This window comes from Shewanella sp. NKUCC06_TVS, assembly GCF_019345515.1.
Taxonomy (GTDB): domain Bacteria; phylum Pseudomonadota; class Gammaproteobacteria; order Enterobacterales; family Shewanellaceae; genus Shewanella; species Shewanella oncorhynchi.
This window is the reverse complement of the sequence record NZ_JAHKQX010000006.1, coordinates 49,396-74,606: the sequence shown is the minus strand read 5'-3', so window position 1 is coordinate 74,606 and position 25,211 is coordinate 49,396. Positions and strand designations below refer to the sequence as shown.

At 45.6% G+C, this 25,211-nt stretch carries 21 protein-coding genes, 1 pseudogene and 1 riboswitch; of the genes and pseudogenes, 7 read left to right on the top strand and 15 right to left on the bottom strand.

What is annotated here, in order from left to right; genetic code table 11:
* Positions 1–33 precede the first annotated feature (33 nt).
* From KO531_RS08475 to KO531_RS08465, 3 genes and pseudogenes are all read left to right on the top strand, one after another.
* Positions 34–192 (top strand): annotated as a pseudogene (locus tag KO531_RS08475) (sugar phosphate nucleotidyltransferase); the annotation flags it as partial.
* Between the two features lie 53 nt (positions 193–245).
* Complete coding sequence (rfbC, locus tag KO531_RS08470; RefSeq protein ID WP_219250909.1) at positions 246–785, top strand: dTDP-4-dehydrorhamnose 3,5-epimerase; 540 nt, start codon at positions 246–248, stop codon at positions 783–785.
* Positions 786–818: 33 nt separating this feature from the next.
* Positions 819–1,913 carry an NADH:flavin oxidoreductase/NADH oxidase gene (locus KO531_RS08465; RefSeq protein WP_219250907.1) on the top strand — a complete coding sequence of 365 codons (1,095 nt, stop codon included), beginning with the start codon at positions 819–821 and terminating at the stop codon, positions 1,911–1,913.
* 108 nt (positions 1,914–2,021) lie between these two features.
* On the opposite strand, the gene KO531_RS08460 is transcribed toward KO531_RS08465, so the two are convergent.
* From KO531_RS08460 to panB, 6 genes are all read right to left on the bottom strand, one after another.
* The gene (locus KO531_RS08460) at positions 2,022–4,367 is read right to left on the bottom strand and encodes a YjbH domain-containing protein (RefSeq protein ID WP_219250906.1); all 2,346 of its coding nucleotides are present in this window, start codon (positions 4,365–4,367) and stop codon (positions 2,022–2,024) included.
* Entirely contained in the window at positions 4,367–5,152 is a 786-nt protein-coding gene (locus KO531_RS08455; RefSeq protein ID WP_219250905.1) for a capsule biosynthesis GfcC family protein, read from the bottom strand. The genes KO531_RS08460 and KO531_RS08455 overlap by 1 nt, the downstream gene beginning before the upstream one ends.
* 10 nt (positions 5,153–5,162) lie before the next feature.
* The gene (locus KO531_RS08450) at positions 5,163–5,873 is read right to left on the bottom strand and encodes a YjbF family lipoprotein (RefSeq protein ID WP_219250904.1); all 711 of its coding nucleotides are present in this window, start codon (positions 5,871–5,873) and stop codon (positions 5,163–5,165) included.
* A 145-nt stretch (positions 5,874–6,018) separates the two neighbouring features.
* Entirely contained in the window at positions 6,019–6,258 is a 240-nt protein-coding gene (locus KO531_RS08445) for a hypothetical protein (protein ID WP_131523124.1), read from the bottom strand.
* Between the two features lie 194 nt (positions 6,259–6,452).
* The gene (locus KO531_RS08440) at positions 6,453–7,577 is read right to left on the bottom strand and encodes a patatin-like phospholipase family protein (protein ID WP_028761134.1); all 1,125 of its coding nucleotides are present in this window, start codon (positions 7,575–7,577) and stop codon (positions 6,453–6,455) included.
* 136 nt (positions 7,578–7,713) lie between these two features.
* Positions 7,714–8,556 (bottom strand): 3-methyl-2-oxobutanoate hydroxymethyltransferase, encoded by an 843-nt coding sequence (panB, locus tag KO531_RS08435; protein ID WP_219250903.1) that lies wholly within the window; start codon positions 8,554–8,556, stop codon positions 7,714–7,716.
* Between the two features lie 187 nt (positions 8,557–8,743).
* Between panB and KO531_RS08430 the strand changes: the two genes are divergently transcribed.
* Positions 8,744–9,625 (top strand): helix-turn-helix transcriptional regulator, encoded by an 882-nt coding sequence (locus tag KO531_RS08430; protein ID WP_219250975.1) that lies wholly within the window; start codon positions 8,744–8,746, stop codon positions 9,623–9,625.
* Positions 9,626–9,765: 140 nt separating this feature from the next.
* Here KO531_RS08430 and KO531_RS08425 read toward each other — a convergent pair whose 3' ends face one another.
* From KO531_RS08425 to KO531_RS08390, 8 genes are all read right to left on the bottom strand, one after another.
* Positions 9,766–11,481, bottom strand: coding sequence for a proline--tRNA ligase (locus KO531_RS08425; protein ID WP_219250902.1), 1,716 nt, complete (start codon positions 11,479–11,481; stop codon positions 9,766–9,768).
* An 84-nt stretch (positions 11,482–11,565) separates the two neighbouring features.
* On the bottom strand, positions 11,566–11,709 hold the full coding sequence (locus KO531_RS08420; RefSeq protein ID WP_219250901.1) for a hypothetical protein: 144 nt from the start codon (positions 11,707–11,709) through the stop codon (positions 11,566–11,568).
* Between the two features lie 27 nt (positions 11,710–11,736).
* The gene (locus KO531_RS08415; RefSeq protein WP_219250899.1) at positions 11,737–12,366 is read right to left on the bottom strand and encodes an acyltransferase; all 630 of its coding nucleotides are present in this window, start codon (positions 12,364–12,366) and stop codon (positions 11,737–11,739) included.
* Positions 12,367–13,101, bottom strand: coding sequence for a tRNA (N6-threonylcarbamoyladenosine(37)-N6)-methyltransferase TrmO (tsaA, locus tag KO531_RS08410; protein WP_219250898.1), 735 nt, complete (start codon positions 13,099–13,101; stop codon positions 12,367–12,369). It abuts the gene before it with no gap.
* 192 nt (positions 13,102–13,293) lie between these two features.
* Positions 13,294–13,674: an Rcs stress response system protein RcsF gene (rcsF, locus tag KO531_RS08405; protein ID WP_105252035.1), complete on the bottom strand. Its 381-nt coding sequence runs from the start codon at positions 13,672–13,674 to the stop codon at positions 13,294–13,296.
* Positions 13,675–13,752: 78 nt separating this feature from the next.
* Positions 13,753–15,099: an amidohydrolase family protein gene (locus tag KO531_RS08400; protein WP_219250897.1), complete on the bottom strand. Its 1,347-nt coding sequence runs from the start codon at positions 15,097–15,099 to the stop codon at positions 13,753–13,755.
* Positions 15,099–18,188, bottom strand: a complete 3,090-nt coding sequence (locus tag KO531_RS08395) for an amidohydrolase family protein (RefSeq protein WP_219250896.1) — start codon at positions 18,186–18,188, stop codon at positions 15,099–15,101. The genes KO531_RS08400 and KO531_RS08395 overlap by 1 nt, the downstream gene beginning before the upstream one ends.
* Before the next feature lie 215 nt (positions 18,189–18,403).
* Positions 18,404–18,796: an H-NS family nucleoid-associated regulatory protein gene (locus KO531_RS08390; protein WP_028761125.1), complete on the bottom strand. Its 393-nt coding sequence runs from the start codon at positions 18,794–18,796 to the stop codon at positions 18,404–18,406.
* Positions 18,797–19,106: 310 nt separating this feature from the next.
* On the opposite strand from KO531_RS08390, the gene KO531_RS08385 reads away from it, so the two are divergent.
* The 3 genes from KO531_RS08385 to KO531_RS08375 all read left to right on the top strand — a co-directional run bounded on the left by KO531_RS08385 (position 19,107) and on the right by KO531_RS08375 (position 22,723).
* Positions 19,107–19,856 carry an electron transfer flavoprotein subunit beta/FixA family protein gene (locus KO531_RS08385; protein WP_028761124.1) on the top strand — a complete coding sequence of 250 codons (750 nt, stop codon included), beginning with the start codon at positions 19,107–19,109 and terminating at the stop codon, positions 19,854–19,856.
* Entirely contained in the window at positions 19,857–20,783 is a 927-nt protein-coding gene (locus KO531_RS08380; RefSeq protein WP_028761123.1) for an FAD-binding protein, read from the top strand.
* A 95-nt stretch (positions 20,784–20,878) separates the two neighbouring features.
* A riboswitch (Lysine riboswitch) is annotated at positions 20,879–21,075 on the top strand.
* Positions 21,076–21,154: 79 nt separating this feature from the next.
* The gene (locus tag KO531_RS08375) at positions 21,155–22,723 is read left to right on the top strand and encodes a Na+/H+ antiporter NhaC family protein (RefSeq protein WP_028761122.1); all 1,569 of its coding nucleotides are present in this window, start codon (positions 21,155–21,157) and stop codon (positions 22,721–22,723) included.
* A gap of 144 nt (positions 22,724–22,867) precedes the next feature.
* Here the strand turns inward: KO531_RS08375 and KO531_RS08370 are convergent, their stop codons facing one another.
* Positions 22,868–25,018, bottom strand: a complete 2,151-nt coding sequence (locus KO531_RS08370; protein WP_219250895.1) for a M3 family metallopeptidase — start codon at positions 25,016–25,018, stop codon at positions 22,868–22,870.
* Between the last annotated feature and the right edge of the window lie 193 nt (positions 25,019–25,211).

Genomic DNA, 25,211 nt, shown 5'->3' with positions numbered 1-25,211 from the left:
CTTCAACATGGCTTATCAATCCTAAATATTTCAATGAGAAAAGGCATTTTACTGGCGGGCGGTACTGGCTCGCGTCTTTATCCTATGACGCAGGTTGTCTGTAAGCAATTACTGCCCATTTATGATAAACCAATGATTTATTACCCTTTGGTCACTCTTATGCAAGCTGAGATTCGGGATATATTGATCCTTTTTATACCCTACTATTTCGCTGTTTCGCGAATGACTCTATAAGCAGGTATTGGATGAAATATAGCGAAACAGAATTAGCCGAAGTATTGGTGTTTGAACCCCAAGTATTTGGTGATGAGCGTGGTTTTTTTAAGGAAACGTTCAGGCAATCCTATTTTGATGCTTGTTTTACTGCAAGAGGACTTGAGCCTCCCGTATTTGTGCAGGAAAACCAGAGTCGTTCGCAATACAATGTACTACGTGGATTGCATTTTCAACAGCGTAAGCCACAAGGTAAATTGGTGCGGGTCTGTGCTGGGAGCATTTTTGATGTTGCTGTTGATATACGGGCCGACTCGGCCACCTATGGAAAATGGGTTGGGCGAGTGTTATCGGCAGAGAATCATCTGCAAATGTGGATCCCACCGGGCTTTGCGCACGGTTTTTATGTTCTTAGTGATTATGCTGATGTTATTTATCAATGTACCCAATATTATGATCCTGAAGATGAAAGCGTTTTAGCTTGGAACTGTGCTGAGTTTGCCATTGATTGGCCATTAATTGCCGCACCGATTTTATCCACCAGAGATAGCATCGCCAGTACACCCTCATAAAGCCAATCACTGCTTGTATTAAAAGGAATGACAATGAGTTTATTATTTTCGCCTTTAACCTTAGGTCAACTCGAGTTAGCTAACCGCATTATCATCGCGCCTATGTGTCAGTATTCGGCAGAAAACGGCCAAGCAACCGATTGGCATACGATTCATTTAGGGAGCATGGCGTTATCGGGTGCGGGAATGCTCATTTTAGAGGCTACCGCTGTTCTGCCCAATGGCCGAATTTCCTATGCAGATTTAGGCCTATGGGATGACAAAACGGAGGCTGCTTTAGATAAAACCCTCAAATCTATTCGCAAGTATTCAAGTATGCCAATGGCGATACAACTCGCCCATGCGGGGCGTAAAGCATCAACTCGAAAACCTTGGGAAGGTGGCGGCACTATTGCACCCGATGAACATAATGGTTGGCAGACGATAGCGCCTTCCGCGCAGGCTTTTAACGAAGGTACAGCATTACCGAGTGCGATGACATTGGATGAAATTGATGAGCTTATATTGGCATTTGTCAGTTCGGCGCAACGTGCCGAACGATTAGGGCTTGATGCGATTGAACTTCATGCTGCTCACGGTTATTTACTTCATCAATTTTTATCCCCACTATCGAATCAACGCATTGACCAATATGGTGGCAGTTTAGAAAATCGTTTGAGTTTATTGTTGGCCGTGTTCGATGCAATTAAAGCAGTGATATCGCCTAAGATGGCACTCGGTGTGCGGATTTCGGCAACCGATTGGGTTGATGGCGGTTGGGATTTAACCCAAAGCCTAGTATTGGCAAAAGCATTAGAGGCCCGAGGCTGTGATTTTATCCATGTGAGTACAGGTGGATTAAGTCCGCTACAACAAATCCCTGTTGCAGAACACTTTCAAGTGCCTTTTGCCGAAGCCATTAAAGCTGAGGTAAACACACCTGTGATTGCAGTGGGATTAATTACGGATGCCAATAAAGCGGAAACGATTCTGGCACACGGGCAGGCTGATGCTATTGCACTTGCTCGCACTATGCTCTATGACCCACATTGGCCTTGGCATGCGGCAGCAATATTAGGTGCAACTGTGAAAGCGCCGCCACAGTACTTACGTTCATCGCCACATGGGATTAAATCGCCAATAAAGTAGTGAGCTAATTTGGTAGTGCAGATTTTACTATTGTAAGTTAGTCCTAATGGCAGAAAACAAAACGGGCAAGAATTATCTTGCCCGTTTTGAGGTTTTACTGCGTACTAATTATTTAATGGGGTCAACACTGGGTCTGGTATACCAAGGCGCACGTGCATCAGTTACATCGAACAAGTTGTACTTACGGCCAAGCATTTGACCGCCGTCGCGGGTCAACGGCATCCATGATAGGAAAGCACGACTATGGGTAGACTTAACCGTCATTAGATCGAATGGGATTGAAATATAGAATCCCTTGGTAAAGCTTCCCTCACCGTATTCATCTGCCGATAGATTAGTTTTAGTCGCAAATGCGCCGACGATAACACCACTATCAAACTGTTTAGAGAAATCAACAGTCACGCCTTTATCTTCGGTGAGATATTGTCCTGCACTGACTCTGAGTAAGGTGTTAGGAAACCACTCAGGTTGATAATAAGCCGTTGCATGTCCAGTCACTACGCCAGTCTGAACTCGATAAGCACGATTGGTGAGAGGGTCAAATTGATTTTCATCCTTAAAGAACCCAAACATGCTATCGGGATCTCGCTGCTTAGCATAGTTAACATCGAACCCAAAGGCCCATTGACTATTAAGTGGGCGATATAGGAACTCAGTACCAACACCGCCATACATCATCTCTAAATAGCCACCATAGGCTTGATAGGAAATATTATCGCTAAGATTGTCCATCCAAGTGAGTTGCAGGTTATTAACTCTCACTGGGTTATCGTGAACATATTGGCGGATTAAGGTTCTTACGCGTTTTAAGTTGGTGCCGTCTGGTGGCACGTCATATAAAAATTTATCGTAGTTATCGTATAAATTAAGGTAGAGAGAACCGCCAAATTCGAAGTTATCGGTAAATCGATAGTTGGCACTACCTGTAACGCCGATATTAAACATGTAGAAGCCTTCCGAACCACCGAAGGATTGCACCATAGTTGGTGAAATATCAAAGCCAAGCTTGTCTAACCAATTTTTGTCTGAGTTTGTGACTAGTTGGCCTTGAGGTAATGAAGGGACACTGACTTGACTTGCGTCTGTTATCTTCGCATTCAGATAGCCAAAACTTACTACTTGCGCAAATTTTTCCGCATCAATACGAGTTTCGGTAATTGGTTGGCTATAGTGAGTTTCAATCAAGCGATACTCTTTGATTCGAGTTAGATCGCTATTGTTGGCGAGTATGGTTGCCGCCCTTTGATGGGCTTCATTTCTATCTCGAAACTTAGTTTGCTCACCAACGACAGTGATGCTGTCAGAGTCAAGGTAAATTTTAGGATTGTTATAGCCCGCAATGGATTGTAGATCCTGTGCTACTTTCGACCAGTTAATTGCTGTTTCTAACATGCCCTCTTGTGGCTGTATTAAATGAACGTCAGCGATTTCTGTTGTGTTATCTAAGGTGGCGCTGGCTATTGCAGGCGTTTGTTCTGAAGAATTAACACTATCTAATGGCGTATTGGTTGTTTGCACATGTGTTAACGGTGCCGCAGGAATTGGCTTATATTTCGCTGCAGCAGGATCGCGTTTAATCTGTGTTAACTCATTAAAATTCGTTTGTAGGCTAAAACCAAGCGTCCAAGTGTTTCCGCGCTCATAGCTTAAGTGCAGATCTCCCCAGTCTCCGAACCGATATAATAGGCCATAGTTAAATTTGCTGTCCTGTGGCATAGCAATACCACCGCGAACAACTGGAAAGTCGGATTGGTAGTCGTTACCATCGTATTCGACTTTGACGCGTAGTGGGTCCCAAGGCGTTTGATATTCGACACCGCCGAAGAGGGCCGCGCAACCTTTAAACCAACGTTGATAATCAACTGTGCCACCTTTACCACCATAGGACGTATCTCGATCGCAGTTATAGTTGAGATCTTTTTTATCCGATGTCAGGTTGCCGCTATTACCGATATATCCCCAGCCAATACCTAAGGTGAAATCTAACGGCCCAACTCGTTTAGTGGCTGCAATAAACTCACCATCGAATAATCCGGTGCCACCAAAATCACGGACACCAATCGAGGTTTCTGGTAGCCAGTTGCTTTCTTCAAGTAGACGGACTTTAAAGTCTATGCCCTTATCCGTGTATTTTGTGTTTCCACTAAAACTGGGGTCGCTACTATAGAGTAAGTCTTGTACTTGGGTATAACGAACTGTGGTTTCAAACCAAGGGAAAAGTTGTACAGAGGCCGTAAAGTGTTGGTATTCGTCGTTATAGCTAGTGGCAAAATTAAACTCGCCTTCAGGTGCCATACGCCCCGTTGGCATCTGCATTAAACCAACACCGCCAAAATCTGATTGCGAGGCTAAGAGTGTGGGATAGCTAAATTCATCGGCAGTCGCATGTAATAGTGGCAAAAGTGCCAAAGATAGTGCGGATAGACGACCTAAAGAATGGAGAGAGTTTTTCATTACAGAGCCCGATTCCTGAGTAATTCAATCATGTTTTCATTCAAACTCGTGTCGTCACCAAAGCCGCTTGAAAACTCAACGTAAAGTGTTGCCCCAGGTGCAATATCCTGAGTCTGATGGTTCCAATAGGCGATAGGTTGTTTTATTGCCTGTCCATCGGGTTGAATTATCCATATAAAACTAGTTTCAGCATTATTTAGTATGCCTGCTTGCTTGAGGTAATCTTTGCTACTTAGTTGATTCTGCCATGTAAAACTCCCCGTTTGAGCCACTGCACCAAGTACAGTGACGGTTGTTGGGCGAGGCGGTAAAACTAATAGAAAACGACCATTAATCAGCGCATTATACGAATCATTAATTCGAATAACATCAACATCCAGTGGTTGTATTACACGTTGTCCAAGTTTTAAGTTGCGAATGAATTGTGCAAGTTTAGCTAGCTTGGCGATGTAAGCACTGTCGTCTTTAGCTTCGCCCATTTTGGATAGCAGGGTTAAGACTTGCTGGCGTTTAGTCTCTAATACGGCGGTATTCTCAATATCGAGTAATGCTGCACCTAACCAATAAATAGGCACGACTTCATTTTGATTGGTCTTATTATATTTTGGAAGTTGGACTAATCCATCTTGCACTATTTGTTCAATACGCACTGCTGCAGGATAGTTCAGTTGAATCTGAGCATCTTGATTTATTGATGTGCTGATGAATAGCTGAGTTTCAGCCTGAACAGTTGTCGTTAATACCGAACTAAGTACAAGTGCCAATGGCGCTATGTAATATTTCATAATGGTTCCACTAGGATGCAAATGGCTTAAGTAAAGTGATATCAATAAAAGGTAGATTTGGTGCTATCTTCTGGTGACTTTTAATGACGTGTCCATTATCTGGCTTTAACCAAAATTCATTTTGATACTGGATATTCAGGCCTTCCACTGATACTCGCTCACTGTAATGCAGTGCTTGGGTTGGCGTATCGTTGATGAGTATCTCTTCCTCGGCAATAAAAGCAAACTGCGAGTTAATCTTATATCCATAATGGTATCCTGGCTGCCAATCAATAGTTCGAGTCCAAGTTTTAGGGGTACTGCTTAAATGCAAACCTAAGAGAATAGGATCGGGTTCAGAGCTTTCTATTGCGGCTAAATTGCCAGTAAGTAGACTTTGAGTTTTTACTAAACGTCCGTTCACTGTCACTAACATAGCGTTATCCGCGGAGAGCCATTTTAGCTCAATTACTTCCGGTGCGGGTCTGATTGGGGTGAGAGTTTGTTTCGGTTCCGCAAAGGCTAAAACAACAAATGCTTGGGGGGTGTCATCAATCTTGACATAAATGCTGGCATAGGGATTAGCTTTCACTTGCTCGGTTGTGAGCTTAACATCGCTATCTCCAACGAAAGCCAATTTCATCGTATCGTTGAGGGCGCTAATTCGTTGACTACAGCCAGAAATTCCCATTAATGCAATGGAGGCTGTGAGTAGTGATAGTAGTTTTTTATTTATACGCATCCGAGTTGCTTATTCTCAATAGTCATAAATATCAAATGTAGAGAGAGGTGAGTCTTATTTCAAGAAATGGAGCAATTCCTACTCTCTAGAGAAACAAAAAAAACAACCGCCAGTAGGCGGTTGTTTGATAGCTATATCAGACTGATTAGTTGCCAGTACCAGTGGTAGTGTTAGTACCTGTACTCGTGATTGGGTTGCCATCAGAGCTGTTAGAGATTGCAACAGCACCGGCAATCGCAGCACCAGCAGCAACAGAACCTGCAACGATTAAACCAGTGCTGTTAGCTGCAGCGTTAGTGCCTGCTGCTTTGCCTTCAACTGCATTTGCAGCCATAGAGCTGAATGCTGTGATTGCAACGATAAGTGCTAGTGAAGTTTTTTTCATCGTGATTCCCTTTTTGAAAAAATGTGCATGATTTTTTGATAATCTAGTACAGCATAGTAAGCGATGCAAACAAAATTATCAATGTTAAATCCATCTTCTTGCTCATGCGAAAGTTTGAATTTCGGTACTAATATTCAAGCTATATCTATCCATTTGGCATGATTTTTAGTGAAGAAACTGATTAAGTCGTTAGCTTATTTTAAACAAAAGAAATCTTTAAGTTCATCGATTTTTTCCATGGCATCTTTATAGCCTAAGTCGATTAAAGCGCTGGTATACGTTTTTTCGAAGAGTAGGTAGGACACAATACTTGAGTCTGATTGCCTGTCTATACCAATGAAGCCGAGTAAGGTTTTGACGGCCCATGGCATGTCGTCATAGAAGCGGGCAGCAATTTTGCTGAGATCTTCGCTAGGTTTGATGACTAGGGCTTTAATCGGATGCAAGGCGAGTTTGTTACGGCTTGACTCAGGGATCAGGCTTAAAGTGTTATTGATCCTTTCTAGTCTCTCAAGGTCGCTATTTAAGGTATCTGAAAAGATGGTATCGAGCAGATGACCCGCTATGGTCGCTGTTTTTGGGTGATATTCTAGTTCCATAGGAAAGTGCTTGTGCGGGCTCTCTAAGTTAATGACTAAGAGTTTTTCGGCGCCTAAATGAATAGGGCTTGAGAGCGGTGCTAGCTGATGGACTGAACCATCACCATAATAGGCTTGGTTGAGTTTAATGGATGGAAATACCATAGGGATTGCCGAACTGGCGAGTAGGTGCTCGGTATTGAGCATGATACGTTCGCCACTGCGACGGGCACGGGTCCAGTTTTCGATTTCTTTCGCAGCTTGGAAAAAGGTCACTGAGCGAGAGTTATTATAACAAGAGGCATCAACACTTAGCGCTGTCAGTGAGCCATTACGGATATTACGGTCGATACGTTTAAAGTCGATGAGCTCATTGAGTAAGCCTCTTAGCGGATCATTATCGAGCAGACTGCCTGCATCGGTATTGACCTTATCATCTTGCATGCCTTTGAGGGCCATTTTCGTTAGATGGCTGAGCACGCCTGTGATCGAAGCTCGGTAGACTTTTCGGGTTTCAAAATGACGCCAAACCCATTCGAGTTTTCTGACACCAAGGTGAAAGCAAGAGGCATGGGTAGCGATAGCTGTGCCATTGATGGCACCCGCAGAGGTTCCGCAAATAATTTTAAAGGGAATACCATGATTGCGTGGATAAAGCTGGACCAGTGCTTTTAGCACGCCGACTTGGTAGGCGGCCCTAGCGCCGCCACCGCCTAAGACTAATGCAGTTGATGTAGGCAATCTTCAGACTCAATTTATTGTTTTAATAGTTTTATTAAAGCAACGCCCCCCTATAAAAAGCAAGTCGGTAGACTCAATTAGTTGTAAATTTCGATTTATCATTTATTCGATTGCTGGAACATTTCGCTTTAGACAATTAATCCGCAGTAACCTTGGTCGTTTTACTGAGGCCAAAGCAATGCTCCGATGTTGGAAATTCACCCGTTCTCACTTCTTGGGCATATTGTGCGCAGGCCTTAGTGATCAATGGTCCTAAGTCGATATAGCGTTTAGCAAATTTAGGCGTGTAGTCAGAAAATAAGCCTAAGATATCCTCAGTCACGAGCACTTGACCATCACAGGCGGGTGAGGCACCAATGCCTATGACTGGGATTGAGACTCCTGCGGTCACTGTGCGCGCCGCGAGCTCGGATGTGCCTTCAATCAGTATGCTAAAAGCGCCTGCTTGCTCAAAGTCTTTCGCTAAACTAACGAGGGCTTCGATGGCGGCAGCATCCCTTGCTTGGGTTTTAAATCCACCCAATTGATTCACGTGTTGCGGCATTAATCCTATGTGTGGCATTACAGGGATCCCTCGCTGGGTTAAAAAACGAGTGGTGTCGAGCATCTCTGCGCCACCCTCGAGTTTTACCGCCTGCGCGCCTGTGCGTATTAATACTTGGCTGGCATGTTTGAAGGCTTGCTGAGGCGATTCTTGATAACTCCCAAAGGGCATATCGATAATAACGCAGGCATGTGCTGCGCCGCGAGTGACAGCAAGACCATGATTAATCATCATTTCTAAGGTGACCCCGAGTGTAGAGTCTTGCCCATAAACCACCATGCCGACGGAGTCGCCGACGATAATCATATCCACATGGGGATCGATAATTTCTGCCATCGGCTTTTCATAGGCGGTTAGAGCAACTATGGGGGTTTTACCTTTCATTTTTTGTAATGTAACGGGCGTTACGCGATTTTTATCCATGTGGATACTCATGTCATCTCCAATTTATTCAGTCTGATATGACATGTTAGCGTTTGCAGCTTTGGCTTTAGCTCGATAGATTGACTTAATGTCTAGATATAAAGACACTTCTTTGCATAAAGGTACTTCTAAACAAAGAGGCGCTTCTATACGGAAGAGGCTCGATAATACGAAAAGAAGCTTCGATATAAAAATCACCTTGGGCTATAACACCTTGAATCAAGTCACTGACACGTATTTATCCCAGCAGCATATTACTCAGCACACGCAGGTCGCACCTTCACGTTTAGCCGCCGCAGGGCTAAGTGCCTCCATCATGTTGCTTAAGCGAACACTCAAGCCGTTTGAACATGTGCAGCGCCATAGTCATTCCTGGGGACAGGTCATTTATGCCAGTCAAGGCGTGTTGAGTGTGATCACGCCTGCGGGGCGTTACATTGTGCCGCCTGAGCAAGCGGTGTGGGTGCCTCCCTTTGTCGATCATGAGGTTATCGCGCTAGGTCAGGTGCAATTGAGTAGTCTGTATTTGGATGAAACCCGGATAGGCGGGTTTCCACCCGACTGTACTTGTTTGAGTGTGAAGCCTGTTTTGCAGTTATTACTGCAAGAGGCTAATGCCTTAGTGAAGAGTGAGGCTGGGCTAATTGATCCCGATTTTAAGGATAGCGTCATGCGGCTCTTGATGGTGATCCGTGATTTTATGGTACTCGCCCCTAAGGTCGCCTTGGATTTACCTTATCCTAGGGATAAAAAATTACTGCGTATTACCGAGGCTTTGCTTGCCGATCCAAGTGAGCAACGTACTTTGGTTGATTGGCAGCGGGAGGTCGGTGCCTCGGCCCGCACGTTAGCGAGATTATTTAAACAGCAAACAGGGCTGAGTTATAGCCAATGGTTGCAAAGGCTTAGATTGCAGGTGGCGATTCAAATGCTCAGCCGAGGTGAATCTGTGCTCACTACAGCGTTATCCTTAGGTTATGCCTCGGGTTCAGCCTTTGGTTATATGTTTAGGCAGTTGATGGGCGTCGCTCCGAGTCAGTACCTGTTAGCGCAAAATACCTTGCCCAAAATACAGCGGTAAACAGCCGCATATAAAAAGTCATGTTGCGAGCCAATGTGAACGATGAAGGTCAATAAAAAGTCCAATAAAAAACGCACTTAAGCTGGGCTCAAGTGCGTTTCGTTTTTGATCTTCAGCTTGTCTACATTTCGCGTTGAGGTTTAGCCTTTAACTGCGTTTTTCAGGAAGTCGAGCAGTTGATCGAATGGAATATCTTGTTTTTCACCTGTGCGGCGGTTTTTGTATTCAAATACGCCAGCATCAATATTGCGATCGCCAATCACCACTGTATGTGGGATACCAATCAGTTCCATATCGGCGAACATCACGCCTGGACGCTCTTTACGATCATCCAATAACACTTCGATACCCGCTTCGTTTAAGTCTTTGTATAACTGCTCGGCGATATCGGTGACGCGGTGCGACTTGTGCATGTTCATTGGCAGAATACCCACGCTAAATGGCGCAATCGCTTCTGGCCAAATGATGCCACGTTCATCGAAGTTTTGTTCGATGGCTGCTGCCACGATACGGCTCACGCCGACACCGTAACAACCCATCAGTAGCACCTGTGACTTGCCATTTTCGTCAAGTACAGTCGCGTTCATCGATTTAGAGTAGTTAGTGCCCAGTTGGAAAATATGGCCCACTTCGATACCGCGTGCCATAGCATAAGTGCCGGAACCATCAGGTGTTGGTTCGCCTTCGACTACGTTACGGATATCGGCAACTTGCGCTGTCGGCAGATCGCGTTCCCAGTTGATACCAAAATAATGTTTATCATCAACGTTAGCACCGGCGGCAAAATCGCTCATGACGCTAACGCTGTGATCGATAACGATAGGAATTTTAAGACCGATAGGGCCAAGTGAACCAGGACCTGCGCCAATGGCGTCACGGATTAGGGCTTCTGGCGCCATTTCCAATGGTGATGCGACTAAGTCTAACTTGTCGGCTTTGACTTCGTTGAGTTCATGGTCGCCACGAACGATTAACGCCACTAGCGGAGCGGCTTCGGTTGCACCGACTACGATCAAGGTTTTGACCGTTTTAGTGATATCCAAACCAAACTGCTCAACTAATTCCGCAATGGTCTTCGCATTTGGGGTATCGACTAAACGCAATGCTTCAGTGGCTGCGCCGCGTGGCTCAGTTGGCATAGGTGATTCGGCTTTCTCAATGTTAGCGGCATAATCGCTGCCCGTTGAGTAAGCAATTAAATCTTCACCGCTTTGTGCTAGAACATGGAACTCGTGTGACATGCTGCCACCGATAGAACCTGTGTCAGCTAATACTGGACGGAAGGCTAAGCCCATGCGCGTTAGAATGTTGCTATAGGCTGTGTACATGGCCTCATAGGTTTCATTCATGGTATCGACGTCAAGGTGGAAAGAGTAGGCGTCTTTCATCAAGAATTCGCGTGAGCGCATCATGCCAAAACGTGGACGAACTTCGTCACGGAATTTGGTTTGGATTTGGTAAAGGTTCAGCGGTAACTGTTTGTATGAGCTGACTTCTTTACGGATCAGGTCTGTGATCACTTCTTCGTGGGTTGGGCCCAGTACGAAGTCGCGATTGTGGCGATCTTTAAAGCGCAGCAGCTCGGGACCAAACTTTTCCCAACGACCTGTTTCTACCCACAAGTCTGCCGGTTGCACCATAGGCATTAGAATTTCAATTGCACCGGCTTTGTTCATTTCTTCACGAACAATGGCTTCGACTTTACGCAGTACGCGTAAGCCCGTGGGGAGATAGCTATAAAGGCCCGACGCATTACGACGGATCATGCCCGCACGTAACATTAATTGATGACTAATGACTTCTGCGTTGGCAGGAGTTTCTTTCTGTGTTGATAGCAGGTACTTGCTGACGCGCATTACCGATGTCCAAATTTGAGTTGAATGGTCGCCATTTTATCACCTGCTTTGATGATGTCACCTACGTATTTAGGTTAAATTCAACTAGCTGGGAGATAAATGGCATTTTTTGATGCTGGATAACGGATAACGGATAACGGATAACGGATAACGGATAACGGATAACGGATAACGGATAACGGATAACGCAAGGAAGAGCGCTGCGCTGCTAGAGCGTGACTTCGTCACTGCTAGTATCAAGATTATCCTTACTGCTTACTTATCCCGTCTATCACCAATCACTTTGGCGGGGTTGCCAGCCACTATCGCCCAGTCGGGTACATCTTTCGTCACTATGCTGCCCATGCCGACCACGGCGTGATCGCCAATGGTCACACCATCGACTATGCCTGCTTGAGCACCAATCCACACATCTTGGCCAATAACAATGCCTTTGGAGTTGGCGGCTTGTTTATAGATGGGCGTATCGGGCTCCATGCCATGGTTAAAGGCGTAAAGGGTGACATTATTGGCGATGCGGGTTTGATTGCCTATCTGAATCCCGACCCTGCCGCCATCGAAGGAGCAGCCATGATTAATCGCCACTTCGTCCCCGAGTGTGATAGGCCCATGTAAGAAACAGTCGGCGGCGATCATGCAGCGATTACCCATGCGGATATCACGATTGGGTTCGGCGAATAACTGCGCCTCGGGGGCGATAAAACAGTGCTCACCGATGTTGATGGTTTCGAGGGCACAAAGTTTTGCTTGAATATCGTCTTGCCAAGGTTTGGCCCAGATTAAATGTTTCTCTTTTAAAGAAAAATACAGCCACGGCATCCAAGAGAGCCGCTTTTTATGCTGGCTTTGATAATCAGGTTTTGATGTAGGCGTTGGCGCAGACATTTAGCCACATTTCCCCGGTTTGAGTTCTAGTACCAAGATGTATTCTTGGTCATTATCATCGACCGCCATTTGCCAGAACACATCTAAATCATAGAGGGCGACTTGGTATAACTTAGGATCTTCCTTGGCTTTTTTGTAGGCGGGGCGAGGATCTTGCCCCAGCACACCGCTGATAAGCAGAGCTAAATCTGTGTAGGTTTCCTGCTCGGCGTAACGCTCAATCTGTGCCTTGGCATGGTCAGAATACACCACTGAAATCAGTTTAGGCGCGTCTTGGGCAATGCCGCCTACAGCATCGGTAATCGAATCTGAGAAAGGAATGTATGGCTTAATATCAATTATCGGTGTGCCATCGAGCAGATCCATACCGGAAATTTCGAGGCACACTTTGCCCTTGCGCTGCACTACACCGTGCAATTTCACTACAGACTGACCTATACCATTGGGGCGAAAAGTGGAGCGAGTTGCGAACACGCCAAGTTTTTCATTGCCGCCTAAACGCGGCGGCCGCACTGTGGTTTTCCAACCTTGGGCAAGATTCTCATGGAAACAAAACAGTAACCAGAGATGTGAATATTGCTCTATGCCACGCACCGCATCAATATGATTCACATGGGGCTCGAGCTCGACATAACCACGCGCTTCAACAAGTCCGGGTTGTCTTGGAATGCCAAATTTTTGTTTATAGGGTGTGCGGCATGTTGCCACTGCGATAATTTGGTTGGTAAATGTCATGCAAAAAATTACCTAAAGGGTAAGTATAACAACCGCCTAAGCTCATCATTCTAAGCTAATCATTAAGGCCCATCTTTGTGTGCTAATAATGCAGCGTTGGTCATGAAGCGTTAGCCATTAAGCGGTTGATAGGGGCAATCTTAGAAAACTATAGGATCACGCCGCGAGCAGTATGCTTAATATGCGTGAGGCTTACTCTGTTGTAGCCGTTTTTACTGCTTGACCAACGCATAATGCGCGGCTGATACAACCTTGGGCAGCTTCTTCAAATATGACACATTGCTTGATGATAATGCCGTTAGCTCCTTTATCTGCGGCATTGCGACGGGCTTCGGTTCTGGCATCGGCAAGTGATGCGGGCGCACCGTTGGTATCGGCCTGACAGGACTCACCTTCGACCAATCCTTTTAATTCATAATGACCTTTCGGCAAGGTATCACCTTCATAGAGGATGACATCGGATGCCTTGAAATAGTCATTAATCGCCTCACTGTCCAAATTACTGTTAAAACTGTAGTCGCTTGCACAGGCACTGAGCAGGAGCACTAATGCACTTGAGAGGATAATTTTCATGGTTTGACCTGAGGTTGAGGAGAAAACTGCGCAGCCTTGGTAGGCTGCGCCGATGCGATATTATTATCTGAGTAAATTCTACCGCTTAAGGTACTTTTGATAAAGCTGCTGATGGCGATTATTCAGATCTATCTGCCGCCCTTCAATCCAGATAGCCTCAATTTTATTGGTCATAGGGTCGAGAATGTCCCCCTCGGACAGCACGACACTGCCTTGGTATCCCACCGCTATCGCACCTAAATCTTCCACACCTAACAGTTTTGCGGCATCTAAGGTGATGGACTTAAGTGCTTGTTCAGGCGTTAAACCATAGGCGGCGCTGTAACCTGCGGCGTAGGGGAGGTTACGGCTATTCCAGTCCGATGAGAACCCAAGGGCGAAGGGAATACCTGCATTGGCGAGTAAAGATGGGATCTTAAAGGGTAAATCGACTGGCTCATCTTTACGTTTAGGCAGACTCAAGATATGAGGGTAAATGACCCCAGCTTTAACTTCCCTTAGGCTTGAGTCCAAACGCCATGCATCGTATCCGCCGACAATTACCAGTTTGAATTGGTATTTTTTCGTCAAGGCGATCACTTGCTCAATTTGGCCAACACTGTCGGCATGTGCAAACAGTGTCGCTTTGCCTTGGTATAGCGGCAACATGGCCTGCCAGCGCAGGTTGCTGGTCGCGGACTGTGGATCTTCATCCTGGTTTTTGTCTTTATCGTTGGCCTTATCACTTAAGAAATAGCGATAGCCATCTTCAAAGGCGATATTGAGCTTGTCGATTGCCTGCTGATTTTTCTCGATGGCCTTGGCTTTCTCTTTTTCATCTTCTGGCATGCGTTTGATTTGCGGCCAATAGACATGGAACTGTCCAGCACTTGGTGTCATCGCATCTTCAATCGTCCATGCATCGAGATCCACCAGTACCGATTGTCCAGCTAACCCATCACCGCTCGGAACGATTTGTGCGTGGGTAATGCCGTTGTAACGTATGGTCGGGATGAGCTCCGAATCCGCATTGTAAGCTGTGGCCGTGCTGATCTGCGGATTGATATAACCTACCTCGGCGTTATCAACCGTTGGGCGGCTCATTTCAATTTCGACTAAGCCTAAGCTGGTGTCTAGGGCGATTAAGCCCGGATACAAGTGTTTACCGCTGGCATCGACGATTTGAGTGTCACTGGTTTCTGCGGTTGCATTGTTGATTTGGCTGGTCAGTTGAGGCCCAACGGCCGTGATCTTGCCATTTTCAATTAAGACGTCTGTGTTGCTGAGCACGCCTTGAGTGACTGTGTGCACAGTGGCGTTTTTAATCAGTACGCTGCGGCTTTGTTTAGGCGTAGGTACGATATCATTGGCCATAACTGGGGCCTGCGTGGTGCAAATTGCGCCGAGTAGCGCCACAAACAAAACGGTTTTAGATAAATGTTGCATTATTTGGCTCCCTCATGAGCGTGGCCCCATGCCTGATAGTGGGTGTCGCAGTGCCACTGTGGCTCGTTGAGTGGCGTGATTTTTTCACCCGCTTTAGTTTGGTCATCACTGCTGAGAATTTTTTGGATAAGTGCGGCGCGCTCGTTCACCACAGCTTGTTGGGCAACTTGGTCTTGGTCGCGGTCAAAATAGCGTTTTCCTTCAACCCATGCCTGCGTCACTTTGGCGTAAATAGACAGTGGCTCTGCGTTCCAGAGTACGATATCGGCCATTTTGCCTAGGGTGAGTGAACCCACAAACTCATCGACTCTTAATTGTTTGGCTGGATTGATAGTGACCATATTCCAAGCGTCTTCCTTCGACATATTGCAATACATCATAGACTTAGCCGCTTCTTGGTTGAGTCTGCGCTGCATTTCATAATCGTCTGAGTTAATGCTGGTGATCACCCCCTTGTTTTGCATCAGGCACGCGTTTTGCGGAATCGCATCATACACCTCAAACTTATAGGCCCACCAATCGGCAAAGGTCGATGCGCCAGCACCATGGGCAGCCAGTTCACTCGCCACTTTGTAACCTTCGAGCACATGGGTAAAGGTTTGTACTTTAAAGTGATAGGCCTCGGCCAAGCGGATAAACATCAGGATTTCTGACTGTACATAGGAATGAATATGTACGTCGCGTTGCTGGTTTAATACTTCGGCGACCGCCTGCAGACGATAACTTGGACGCGGAGCGACGGTTTTCTTTTTATCGCTGGAGCGCAGATTATCATAGGTTTTTAACGCCTTTTCATAGGCGATAGCAGCGTCGAAGGTTTCTTCAAATAACGCTTTTACTCCCATGCGAGTCTGGGGGAAGCGCTGAACAAATTTCTCACCCCAGTTACTCTGTTTGACGTTTTCACCTAAAGCAAATTTGATACTGGCGGGCGCGTTAGTAAATTTGAGTTGTTCGGCCGACTCGCCCCATTTCATTTTGATCAGTTGTGATTGGCCACCGATAGGGTTGGCGCTACCGTGGAGTAATTGCGCGCTGGTGACGCCGCCCGCTAAGGCGCGATAGATTGAAATATCGTCGGGATTAATAATATCGCCAATGCGTACTTCAGAGGTTACTGCGTCTGTTCCTTCGTTAGTACCGCCATTAATGGCGATATGCGAGTGTTCATCGACTATGCCGGCGGTGAGGTGTTTACCTGTTGCATCGAGGACTTGATAACCTGATGGTGTACTTAATTGCTGGCCTATTTTCTCGATGCGGCCATTGGCCATCAAGAGATCAGCATGTTCGAGAATGCCTTGCTTATCCGATGTCCACAGGGTGGCATTTTTGATGTGCAGCTTCTCCACCTTAGGTGCTTCGCTCAGTCCGTAAGCAACGTTAGGGAAGGTGAGGTGACTCACTAGGCTCGTGTTGGCTTCATTCTTGGGAGCATGATTGCTTGCTTGGTCTGCTTTTTTGAGCTTTGCAGTTTGAGTCATAGCGACACCGGCAACATTTGTAGTGCGACTTTTTGCATCGACCATGCGACCTTGAATGCCGTCATCGGCCATCCACAGCGTAAAGCGGCTAAGGCCGTTAATGCCTGCGGCGTTCAAATCGGCAGTAAAGCTCAATCTCCCGTTATCATCTAACTTAAGTTGAGTGAGTGAGATACTTTGTTCGCCACTGCTTAAATTGCCTTGGATGTTGGGTTTATCACTTTTACTTTCATCATGTAGCGATAAATCTAGCGTGAGGTTATTGAGGCTTAATTGGTAATCTCCCAGTAATCGTGCTTGGGGAAGTGAGCGCAGACTTTGCTCCTGACCTTGCAACCAAACACTGTAGATCTGGCCATCTTTAAAGATATTGCCTTTAGTGATAACAAAGTCAGCTATATAACCGGGCGCGAGTTTACCGGTAAAGTCGGCGGTGCCTGTCATCTCTGCGGCTTGGGTGGTGAGTGCCGCGAGAGCGTTTTCTTCACTTAAACCTTGGGCAATAGCCTGGCGTAGGCGTGGCCAAAAGGCATCTGTCTTAATCCCAAACTGCGTTAACGCAAAGGGGATACCCGCGTTAGCTACTGCTGCAGGGTTGGTTGGTGCACGTTCCCACTGTCTTAAATCCGCCAGTGATACTTCACGATCAGCGTCATCTGTGCCGACATCGGGTGCCTGCGGATAGTTTAAAGGCAAGATCAACGGATAGTTTAGCGCCTTTAACTCATTGATGCGTGAGTATTCTTGACCATTACCAAGTAGGTTGGCTGGCAGTTTATGTTCTTTAAGTAAATGGGCTGCACGTAATTGGTCGTTGAGATTTTTGGTTTCAAAGATAATTTGCTTATCGGCTAAATTATCTAAACGCTCAAAGGCGATATTAAATTCGACTTGATTGTTTATTGCGCCATTGGCAGGTTTGTTTTTATTTTGGTTATACCAATTTGCATCGGCAAAGGTTTGCCTAATAAGTGCAATGCTGCCCATTAATGATGAGGGATAATCTTGTTCAGACGAACCTTTATCAAATGCCATAAAAGGTTGACTGCGGGCGCGATAAATCACTTCATTAGCCGTTTTGTCTGCTAATGAAAGGCTGACACCCGTCCCACGGAAGATACCGTCGAGTTTGCTACTTTGCACACTGGTGAAACCATTATTAATCCACTCTTTTGCGCGTTCTTTATTGGGGTAAACGTAATTAAACCATTCTTTTTCAGAATGAATTGCACCATTTTCCGCATTACCACCGATACGCTTTATATCATAGACGGGGCGAGTGAGCTTAAGTTTGGGATATTCGAACTCAATCCCATAATCAGTAAAAGGATCGATAAATCCGGGATAAATTGTATAACCACTCAAATCGATTCTAAATGCGCCAGCGGGAATGTCGTTGTGCTCAATAATGGCTTTAATTCGATTATTTTCAATTAATAAAGTGGCATCGCTTAAACGCTTTCCAGGGGCAATAATTAATTCAGCATGGGTAAATGCAGTGAGTTTACTGGATGTTGTTCCAGTATTGAGCTGGGCAAATGTTGTTTGTGATACTAAGCTAGCGATTATGCTGCAGCTTATCATTATCTTATTGTTTATCTGCATTATTTTATTCAATCGAGTGAGGATGAACAAAGAGTAACTGAAAGCAGATGTAAATACTAAGGCTGAATTGTAACGTAATTTGAGCGGGAGTGAGGTGCGGAATTAACGGCTGTCGTTTAAGTTTGAAACGGTTGATGGATATAAAAAAGCTCGCAACTAATGCGAGCTTTTATGCAAACTTGTGTTGGCAATTAGCGCCATCACACTTGGTTGGATTAGATTAAGAAATCTTCCATAGAACGACCTTTGTTGATCTCGTTCTTAAATACGGTAGGCATACGGCCTTGGCCAGTCCATTGAACCATTTCACCGTCAACTTCAATTTGGTATTTGGCTGGACGAGGAGCGCGTTTCTTCGCAGCAGCTTTAACAGCTACGCCACCTAAGTCATCAATTGATAAACCAACGGCTTCCATTTGTTGACGGATTTCTTCAATCTTAGCATTACGAGCTGCCATGGCTTGTTCTTCTTCCTCAGCCATAGACTCGCGTTCTACTAAAATTTTATCTAATTTGTCGGCTAAATCACGTAACTCTTCAACGCTAAGTTCTTTTACTGCAGCTTTAAAACGACGGCCGTGAGTTAATATCTCTAAAAATTCGCTCATATCTATTTTCGTCCCACTCTATTTTTAATACAGGATAATGGTGAACAACACCTAAATGATAGAAACTAATATAGCTCGAATCAAATAAAATTATGCGTTTTAAGGAAATTAAATATTATTTATTTTTTGAACTTTTCTTATTCCCTCAAATAAGTGTCCAAAAAAGTGGCCGTTGCAGCGGATTAAAAAATACAAACAGGCGTTTGACTTTGGTTGACGTTAACGTTAACAGGACGTAAAGTTGCTCTATCCTGCATTGGTATTAACCAATGTTTTGTCCATGTACATGAAAGTGTAGGAAGGAAACCCTATGAAAGTATTGGTGCCCGTTAAGCGCGTTGTTGATGCCAATGTGAAGGTCAGGGTCAAAGCTGACAATACAAGTGTTGACACTGCAAACCTAAAAATGGCGTTGAACCCTTTTTGTGAAATCGCAGTAGAAGAAGCGGTTCGTTTAAAAGAAGCGGGTAGCGCTACTGAAGTGGTTGTTGTCAGTATTGGTAATAAAGCCGTGCAAGAACAACTGCGTACCGCGCTTGCATTAGGCGCAGATCGTGCAATTCATATCGATACTGAAGAAGAGCTCGTGCCAGTGTCTATCGCCAAATTGCTCAAAGCGGTACAAGACAAAGAACAAGCAGAGCTGGTGATTTTTGGTAAGCAATCCATCGATGGTGATAATAACCAAACTGGCCAAATGTTTGCCGCGTTAATGGATATGCCACAGGCAACCTTTGCTTCAGAAATCAAATTAGAAGCGAATACATTACAAGTCACCCGTGAAATTGACGGCGGCATGCAAACTCTTAAACTGCCTTTACCTGCTGTTGTGACCGCCGATTTACGTTTGAACGAACCCCGTTACGCTTCATTGCCTAACATAATGAAAGCTAAGCGTAAGCCATTAGAAGTATTTACTGTGGCAGACTTAGGCGTGACGTTAAAGAGTCACCAAACGATTGTGAAGGTCACTCCGCCAGCTGAACGTAAAGCGGGCATCATGGTAGCGTCGGTAGCTGAGCTAGTTGAAAAGTTAAAAAATGAAGCGAAGGTGATCTAAATGGCCATTTTAGTATTAGCTGAACATGATAATGCTGCACTGAAACTCGATACGGCAAAAATTGTTACCGCCGCCCGTGCCATAGGCGATGAAGTACATGTCTTAGTTGCGGGTCACCAATGTGGCGCGGTTGTCCAAGCGGCACAGGCACTACAAGGCGTTAGCCAAGTACTCGTTGCCGATGCCAGCGTGTATGAAGCGCATTTAGCAGAAAATTTTGCCAAATTGCTGGTGGACTTAGCGCCAAACTATGGTCACATTCTGGCCTCGGCTTCAAGTTTAGGTAAGGACACGCTTCCGCGCGTTGCGGCATTATTAGATGTCGCGCAAATCTCAGAAGTCATTACTGTTGTCAATGCAGATACCTTTGTGCGCCCTGTGTATGCGGGTAACGCCTTAGCGACAGTGCAAAGCCATGATGCCATTAAAGTGATGACAGTGCGCGCCAGTGCGTTTGACGCTGCGCCAGAAGGTAACAGTGCGGCTGTGACGACACTCGATAAAGTGTTTGAAGCGAGAACTCAGTTTGTTTCTCAATCGCTGACAGTTTCTGCCCGTCCAGAGTTAGGCAATGCTGGCATTATCGTATCTGGTGGCCGAGGCATGGGCAGTGGTGAAAACTTCGGCATGTTGGAGCAACTTGCTGATAAGCTCGGCGCAGCAGTTGGCGCATCACGCGCTGCAGTTGACGCAGGTTTTGTGCCTAACGATTTACAAGTGGGTCAAACCGGTAAAATCGTTGCGCCAAACTTGTATATTGCCGTCGGTATTTCTGGCGCGATTCAACATTTAGCCGGCATGAAAGACGCTAAAGTCATCGTTGCAATCAACAAAGATCCTGAAGCGCCTATTTTTCAAGTAGCCGATTATGGACTCGTTGCAGATCTGTTTGAGGCGGTTCCTGAGCTGATTACAAGTCTCAGTTGATTTTATCTGTGATCTAGGTCACATTAAGTGGCTTTGCGGTAGCATCTGCTAAGCCGCTTATGTTTTTATGTGCCTCACGCCCGTGCAAGGGCGTTCTTAGAAGTAGAGGCGCGCCAAATATTAGTAGTGATCAGTAGGGTGATTCCGTTGATCGATTGCGAAAGGATTTGGTGCCGAAGTGGTTCGATTTATCACGATCAACTGCTGGGGTTGTACCTAATAGGTGCAGCACTGCCATAGTATTTTCCGATATGGATATTGGGAATAGTTACTATGGAGCGCTACTGATAGGACAGGTGACCTTGGGTATCTATTGCCTTTTCCCACCAGTTCAGTCGCCCTCCATTCGTATTTAACGAAGATAATAATCAATGACTGTTATGAATTATGCCGATTCGGCACTTTCCTTGTTGCCGCCTGCGGTGGCTATCGTGTTGGCGATCTTGACTCGCCGTGTACTGCTTTCTTTGGGGTTAGGTATTTTAATTGGTGCTTTATTGCTCAATCAGTTTTCACCTTTAGCAACGGGTGAGTTTGTATTTAATGGCGTTAAAGGGCTTTTTTGGACTGATAAAGGTCTAAATTCGTGGAACTTATATATTCTCGGTTTCTTAATTGTACTGGGAATGATTACAGCGTTAATTACCGTAAGTGGCAGCGCGCGGGCTTTTGCCGATTGGGCTCGTTTACATATACGTAATAAACGTGACGCTAAACTATTGACCATGTTTTTAGGTTGCGTAGTTTTTATTGATGATTATTTCAATAGTTTAGTTGTTGGTTCGGTCGCTCGACCTGTTACCGATCGTTATTATGTTTCCCGCGCTAAGTTAGCTTATTTATTAGATTCTACTGCGGCGCCTGTGTGCGTTATTTCTCCAGTTTCGAGCTGGGGCGCTTATATTATCGCACTCATTGGCGGGATATTAACTGCCCATGGTTTTGCTGATACGGGTCATTTGAGTATTTTTATTCAAATGATCCCAATGAACTTTTACGCAATCTTCTCCTTGTTATTATTACTTTTTGTTGTCTTTATGGGATTAGATGTTGGGCCAATGCGTGAGCATGAGCTCAATGCCCAACGTGGTAATTTATACGATGAGTCTAAAGGATTACCGCCTGGGGCGAACGCGGATTTACCTGAAGCCGAAACCGGTAAGATTTTAGGTCTGTTCCTGCCGATTACCGTGTTGGTATTTGCAACCCTCTATTTTATGATTAACAGTGGCGCTCAAGTACTCGCGGCGGAAGGGATTGAATTTAATATTATTTCTGCTTTTGAGAAAACCGATGTCAGTTCATCACTTTTCTTTGGTGCATTAATTGGTCTAGCGGTTTCGCTGATATTGAATTTAGTGCAAGGCGTTGAGAAATTGATGATAGTCAAAGGTATAGTGCAGGGCGCTCGCTCTATGCTGCCGGCGATTTACATCCTGTTATTTGCTTGGACAATCGCAGGGGTGATTGGTCAACTCGAAACCGGTAAGTTTATGGCGAGTTTAGCAACAGGAAATATTCCGTTCGCGTTTTTACCCGCCTTAATGTTTGTGCTAGCAGGTATTACTGCGTTCTCAACCGGTACTAGCTGGGGGACGTTCGGGATCATGTTGCCGATTGCTGCTGATATGGCGATGGGAAGTCACACAGGCATGATGTTGCCTATGCTTGCCTCTGTGCTGGCGGGGGCTGTATTTGGCGATCACTGTTCACCAATTTCCGACACGACTATCTTGTCGTCTACGGGCGCTAGTTGCCACCACATCGACCATGTGGTGACTCAGCTACCTTATGCACTCATTGCGGCGTTTATTAGCTTAGTGGGTTATGTGGCACTTGGATTTACCGAGTCTGTTGTCGCGGGTTTAGTGGCTTGTAGTGTGGCATTTGTGATTAGTATTATCGTACTTAAAATCAAATCTAAAGGCGCAATTAGCTAGACGTTAATTGAAACCTTTCACTGCAAACGTTCACGACAAATAAGTCAAAATAAATCAGCCAGCATTATGCTGGCTGATTTTTTTGGTTAAGGCTGAGTTTGTCTTTATCTCTAGCCTATCGCATTAAGGCTATCAACTCTTAGCTTAGCGTGCTTGATCTAGACCGCGGCGTTTAAGTAAGCCTTCTGTGGTTGGCTCTTGTCCGCGGAAGTTTTTGTAGGCGTCCATTGGCGCTATGCTATTACCCACTTCACGGATCGTTTTGCGGTACTTCATGCCGATTTCACGATTGAGCCCGCCTTGGGTTTGTACATAGGCAAACGCATCCGCCGCTAAAATCTCACTCCACATATAAGCGTAATAACTTGCCGAGTAACCGCCGGGGAAGGCGTGGGCAAAATAGGTCGACTTATAACGCGGAGGTACGGCACTAATGTTTAAGCCGTGCTTTTTCAAGGCATTGGCTTCAAAGGTTGGTACATCTTGCAACGGCGTATCTGGGCTTAATGAATGCCATTCCATGTCTACTAATGCGGCGGCCATGTATTCCAGAGTGTCAAAGCCTTGGTTGAAGCTGCCAGATTTCAGCAGTTTTTGCAGCAGTTCATCGGGAATGGGTTTGCCCGTTTCGTAGTGTTTCGCGTAGTTCGCTAACACTTTTGGATGGGCGGCCCAATCTTCTTCAAACGTCGATGGGAATTCGACAAAGTCGCGTGAAACCGAGGTGCCCGCCAGACTTGGATAAGTCACTTTAGAGAACATGCCGTGGGTGCCGTGACCCATTTCATGGAACATAGTGGTGACTTCGTTATAGCTGACGAATGTGGGTTGACCTTCGGGCGCTTTCTTTATGTTCATCACGTTGACGACCACAGGTTTAGTGCCTTCGAGGAAGGATTGACCGACGAACGAACTCATCCAAGCGCCACCACGTTTACCTTCACGGGCAAAATAGTCAGCGTAGAAAATGGCCATGCTTGAGCCATCGGCATCAAACATTTCGTAGGCTTTCACATCGGGATGGTAAACCGGTAAATCTGGGCGTGGTTTTAAGGTGACGCCATAGAGTTCTTTGAGTGTGTAGAATACGCCGTCTTCGAGAACGCGGTTAAATTCGAAGTATGGGCGAATGCTATTGGCATCGAGAGCGTATTTTTCTTGGCGGACTTTTTCTGCGTAAAACTCCCAGTCCCACGGTGCCAGTTCAAATTTCCCACCGGTTTTAGTGATCATCGCTTGAATGTCGGCCGCTTCTTTCTCTGTGTTAGCAACTACCGCAGGCACCATTGAACCAAACATGCTGTAAACCGCTTCGGGTGTTTTGGCCATTTGCGGTGCTAATCGATAACTTGCCCAGTTTTCATAGCCTAATAGTGTTGCGCGCTCGGCTCTGAGTTTCGCTAAACGAGATACGAGTGACGCAGTTTCGTTTTCACCAGTTAAGCCACGGTTCGCTGAGGCTTCCCAAATACGCTGGCGTAGCTCACGGTTTTCCAGTGATGCCAACACAGGTTGGCGAGTGGTGTTGGTTATGTTAATCAGATACTTGCCATCGTGACCGGCCGCTTTGGCATCGTTCGCGGCCGAAGCTATTTCACCGTCGGTTAATCCAGCAAGTTCACTTTTTGAATCCACCACAACGGCGATTTCTTTGGTTAAGCGTAATAAACGCTGAGAGAACTCATTCGTTAGTGTTGATTGTTCTTCATTTAACGCGCGGATTTTAACTTTTTGTTCATCGGTAAGTTTAGCGCCAGCCATGATAAAGCGTTGGTGATATACCTCAACCAAACGTACGGCTTCTGGGGTTAACCCTAAGTTGGTGCGGTCGTTATAGATGGCTTCGATACGGGCAAATAGCGCTGGGTTTAAGTTGATATTATCTGAGTGGGCCGCCATTTTGGGCGCCATTTCGCCTTGGATTTTACGCAGTTCTGGATTGCTGTTTGACCCTGCTAAATTATAAAACACGCTTGATGCACGGTTGAGTAGGGTGCCGCTTTTCTCCATAGCCACAATCGTATTATCGAAGGTTGCTGCTGCCGGATTATTGGCTATTGCGAGAATTTCTTGGTACTGCTCTGCCATGCCTTGCTCTAGGGCTGGCGCGAAGTGCTCATTCTTGATGAGGCTAAAATCAGGGGCTTGATATTGCAGGTTACTGGCTTGGAACAGCGGGTTTTGGGTTTGTACCGAGATAACGTTAGGTGCTTTAGTTTCTGTGCTGCTGCAACCTGCCATGAATCCGGCGGTGAGAGTGGCGCCGATGGCGATGGCAATAAAACTTTTATGCATAATTGAGTGACTTCCTTTGAATTGTTGTTTTTTTAGGACTGTAACGTTAGTAACTTAAATAGGACTGAAAATGGCTTGTTATCGGGTAATGTCTAAGTAAAAAAGGAGCCTCGCATTAGCGAGACTCCTTTGGCTATTTCCTTGCAGGGAAAATAGGTACCGCTTTTTACTTACTTCTTAATCACGCGATGAT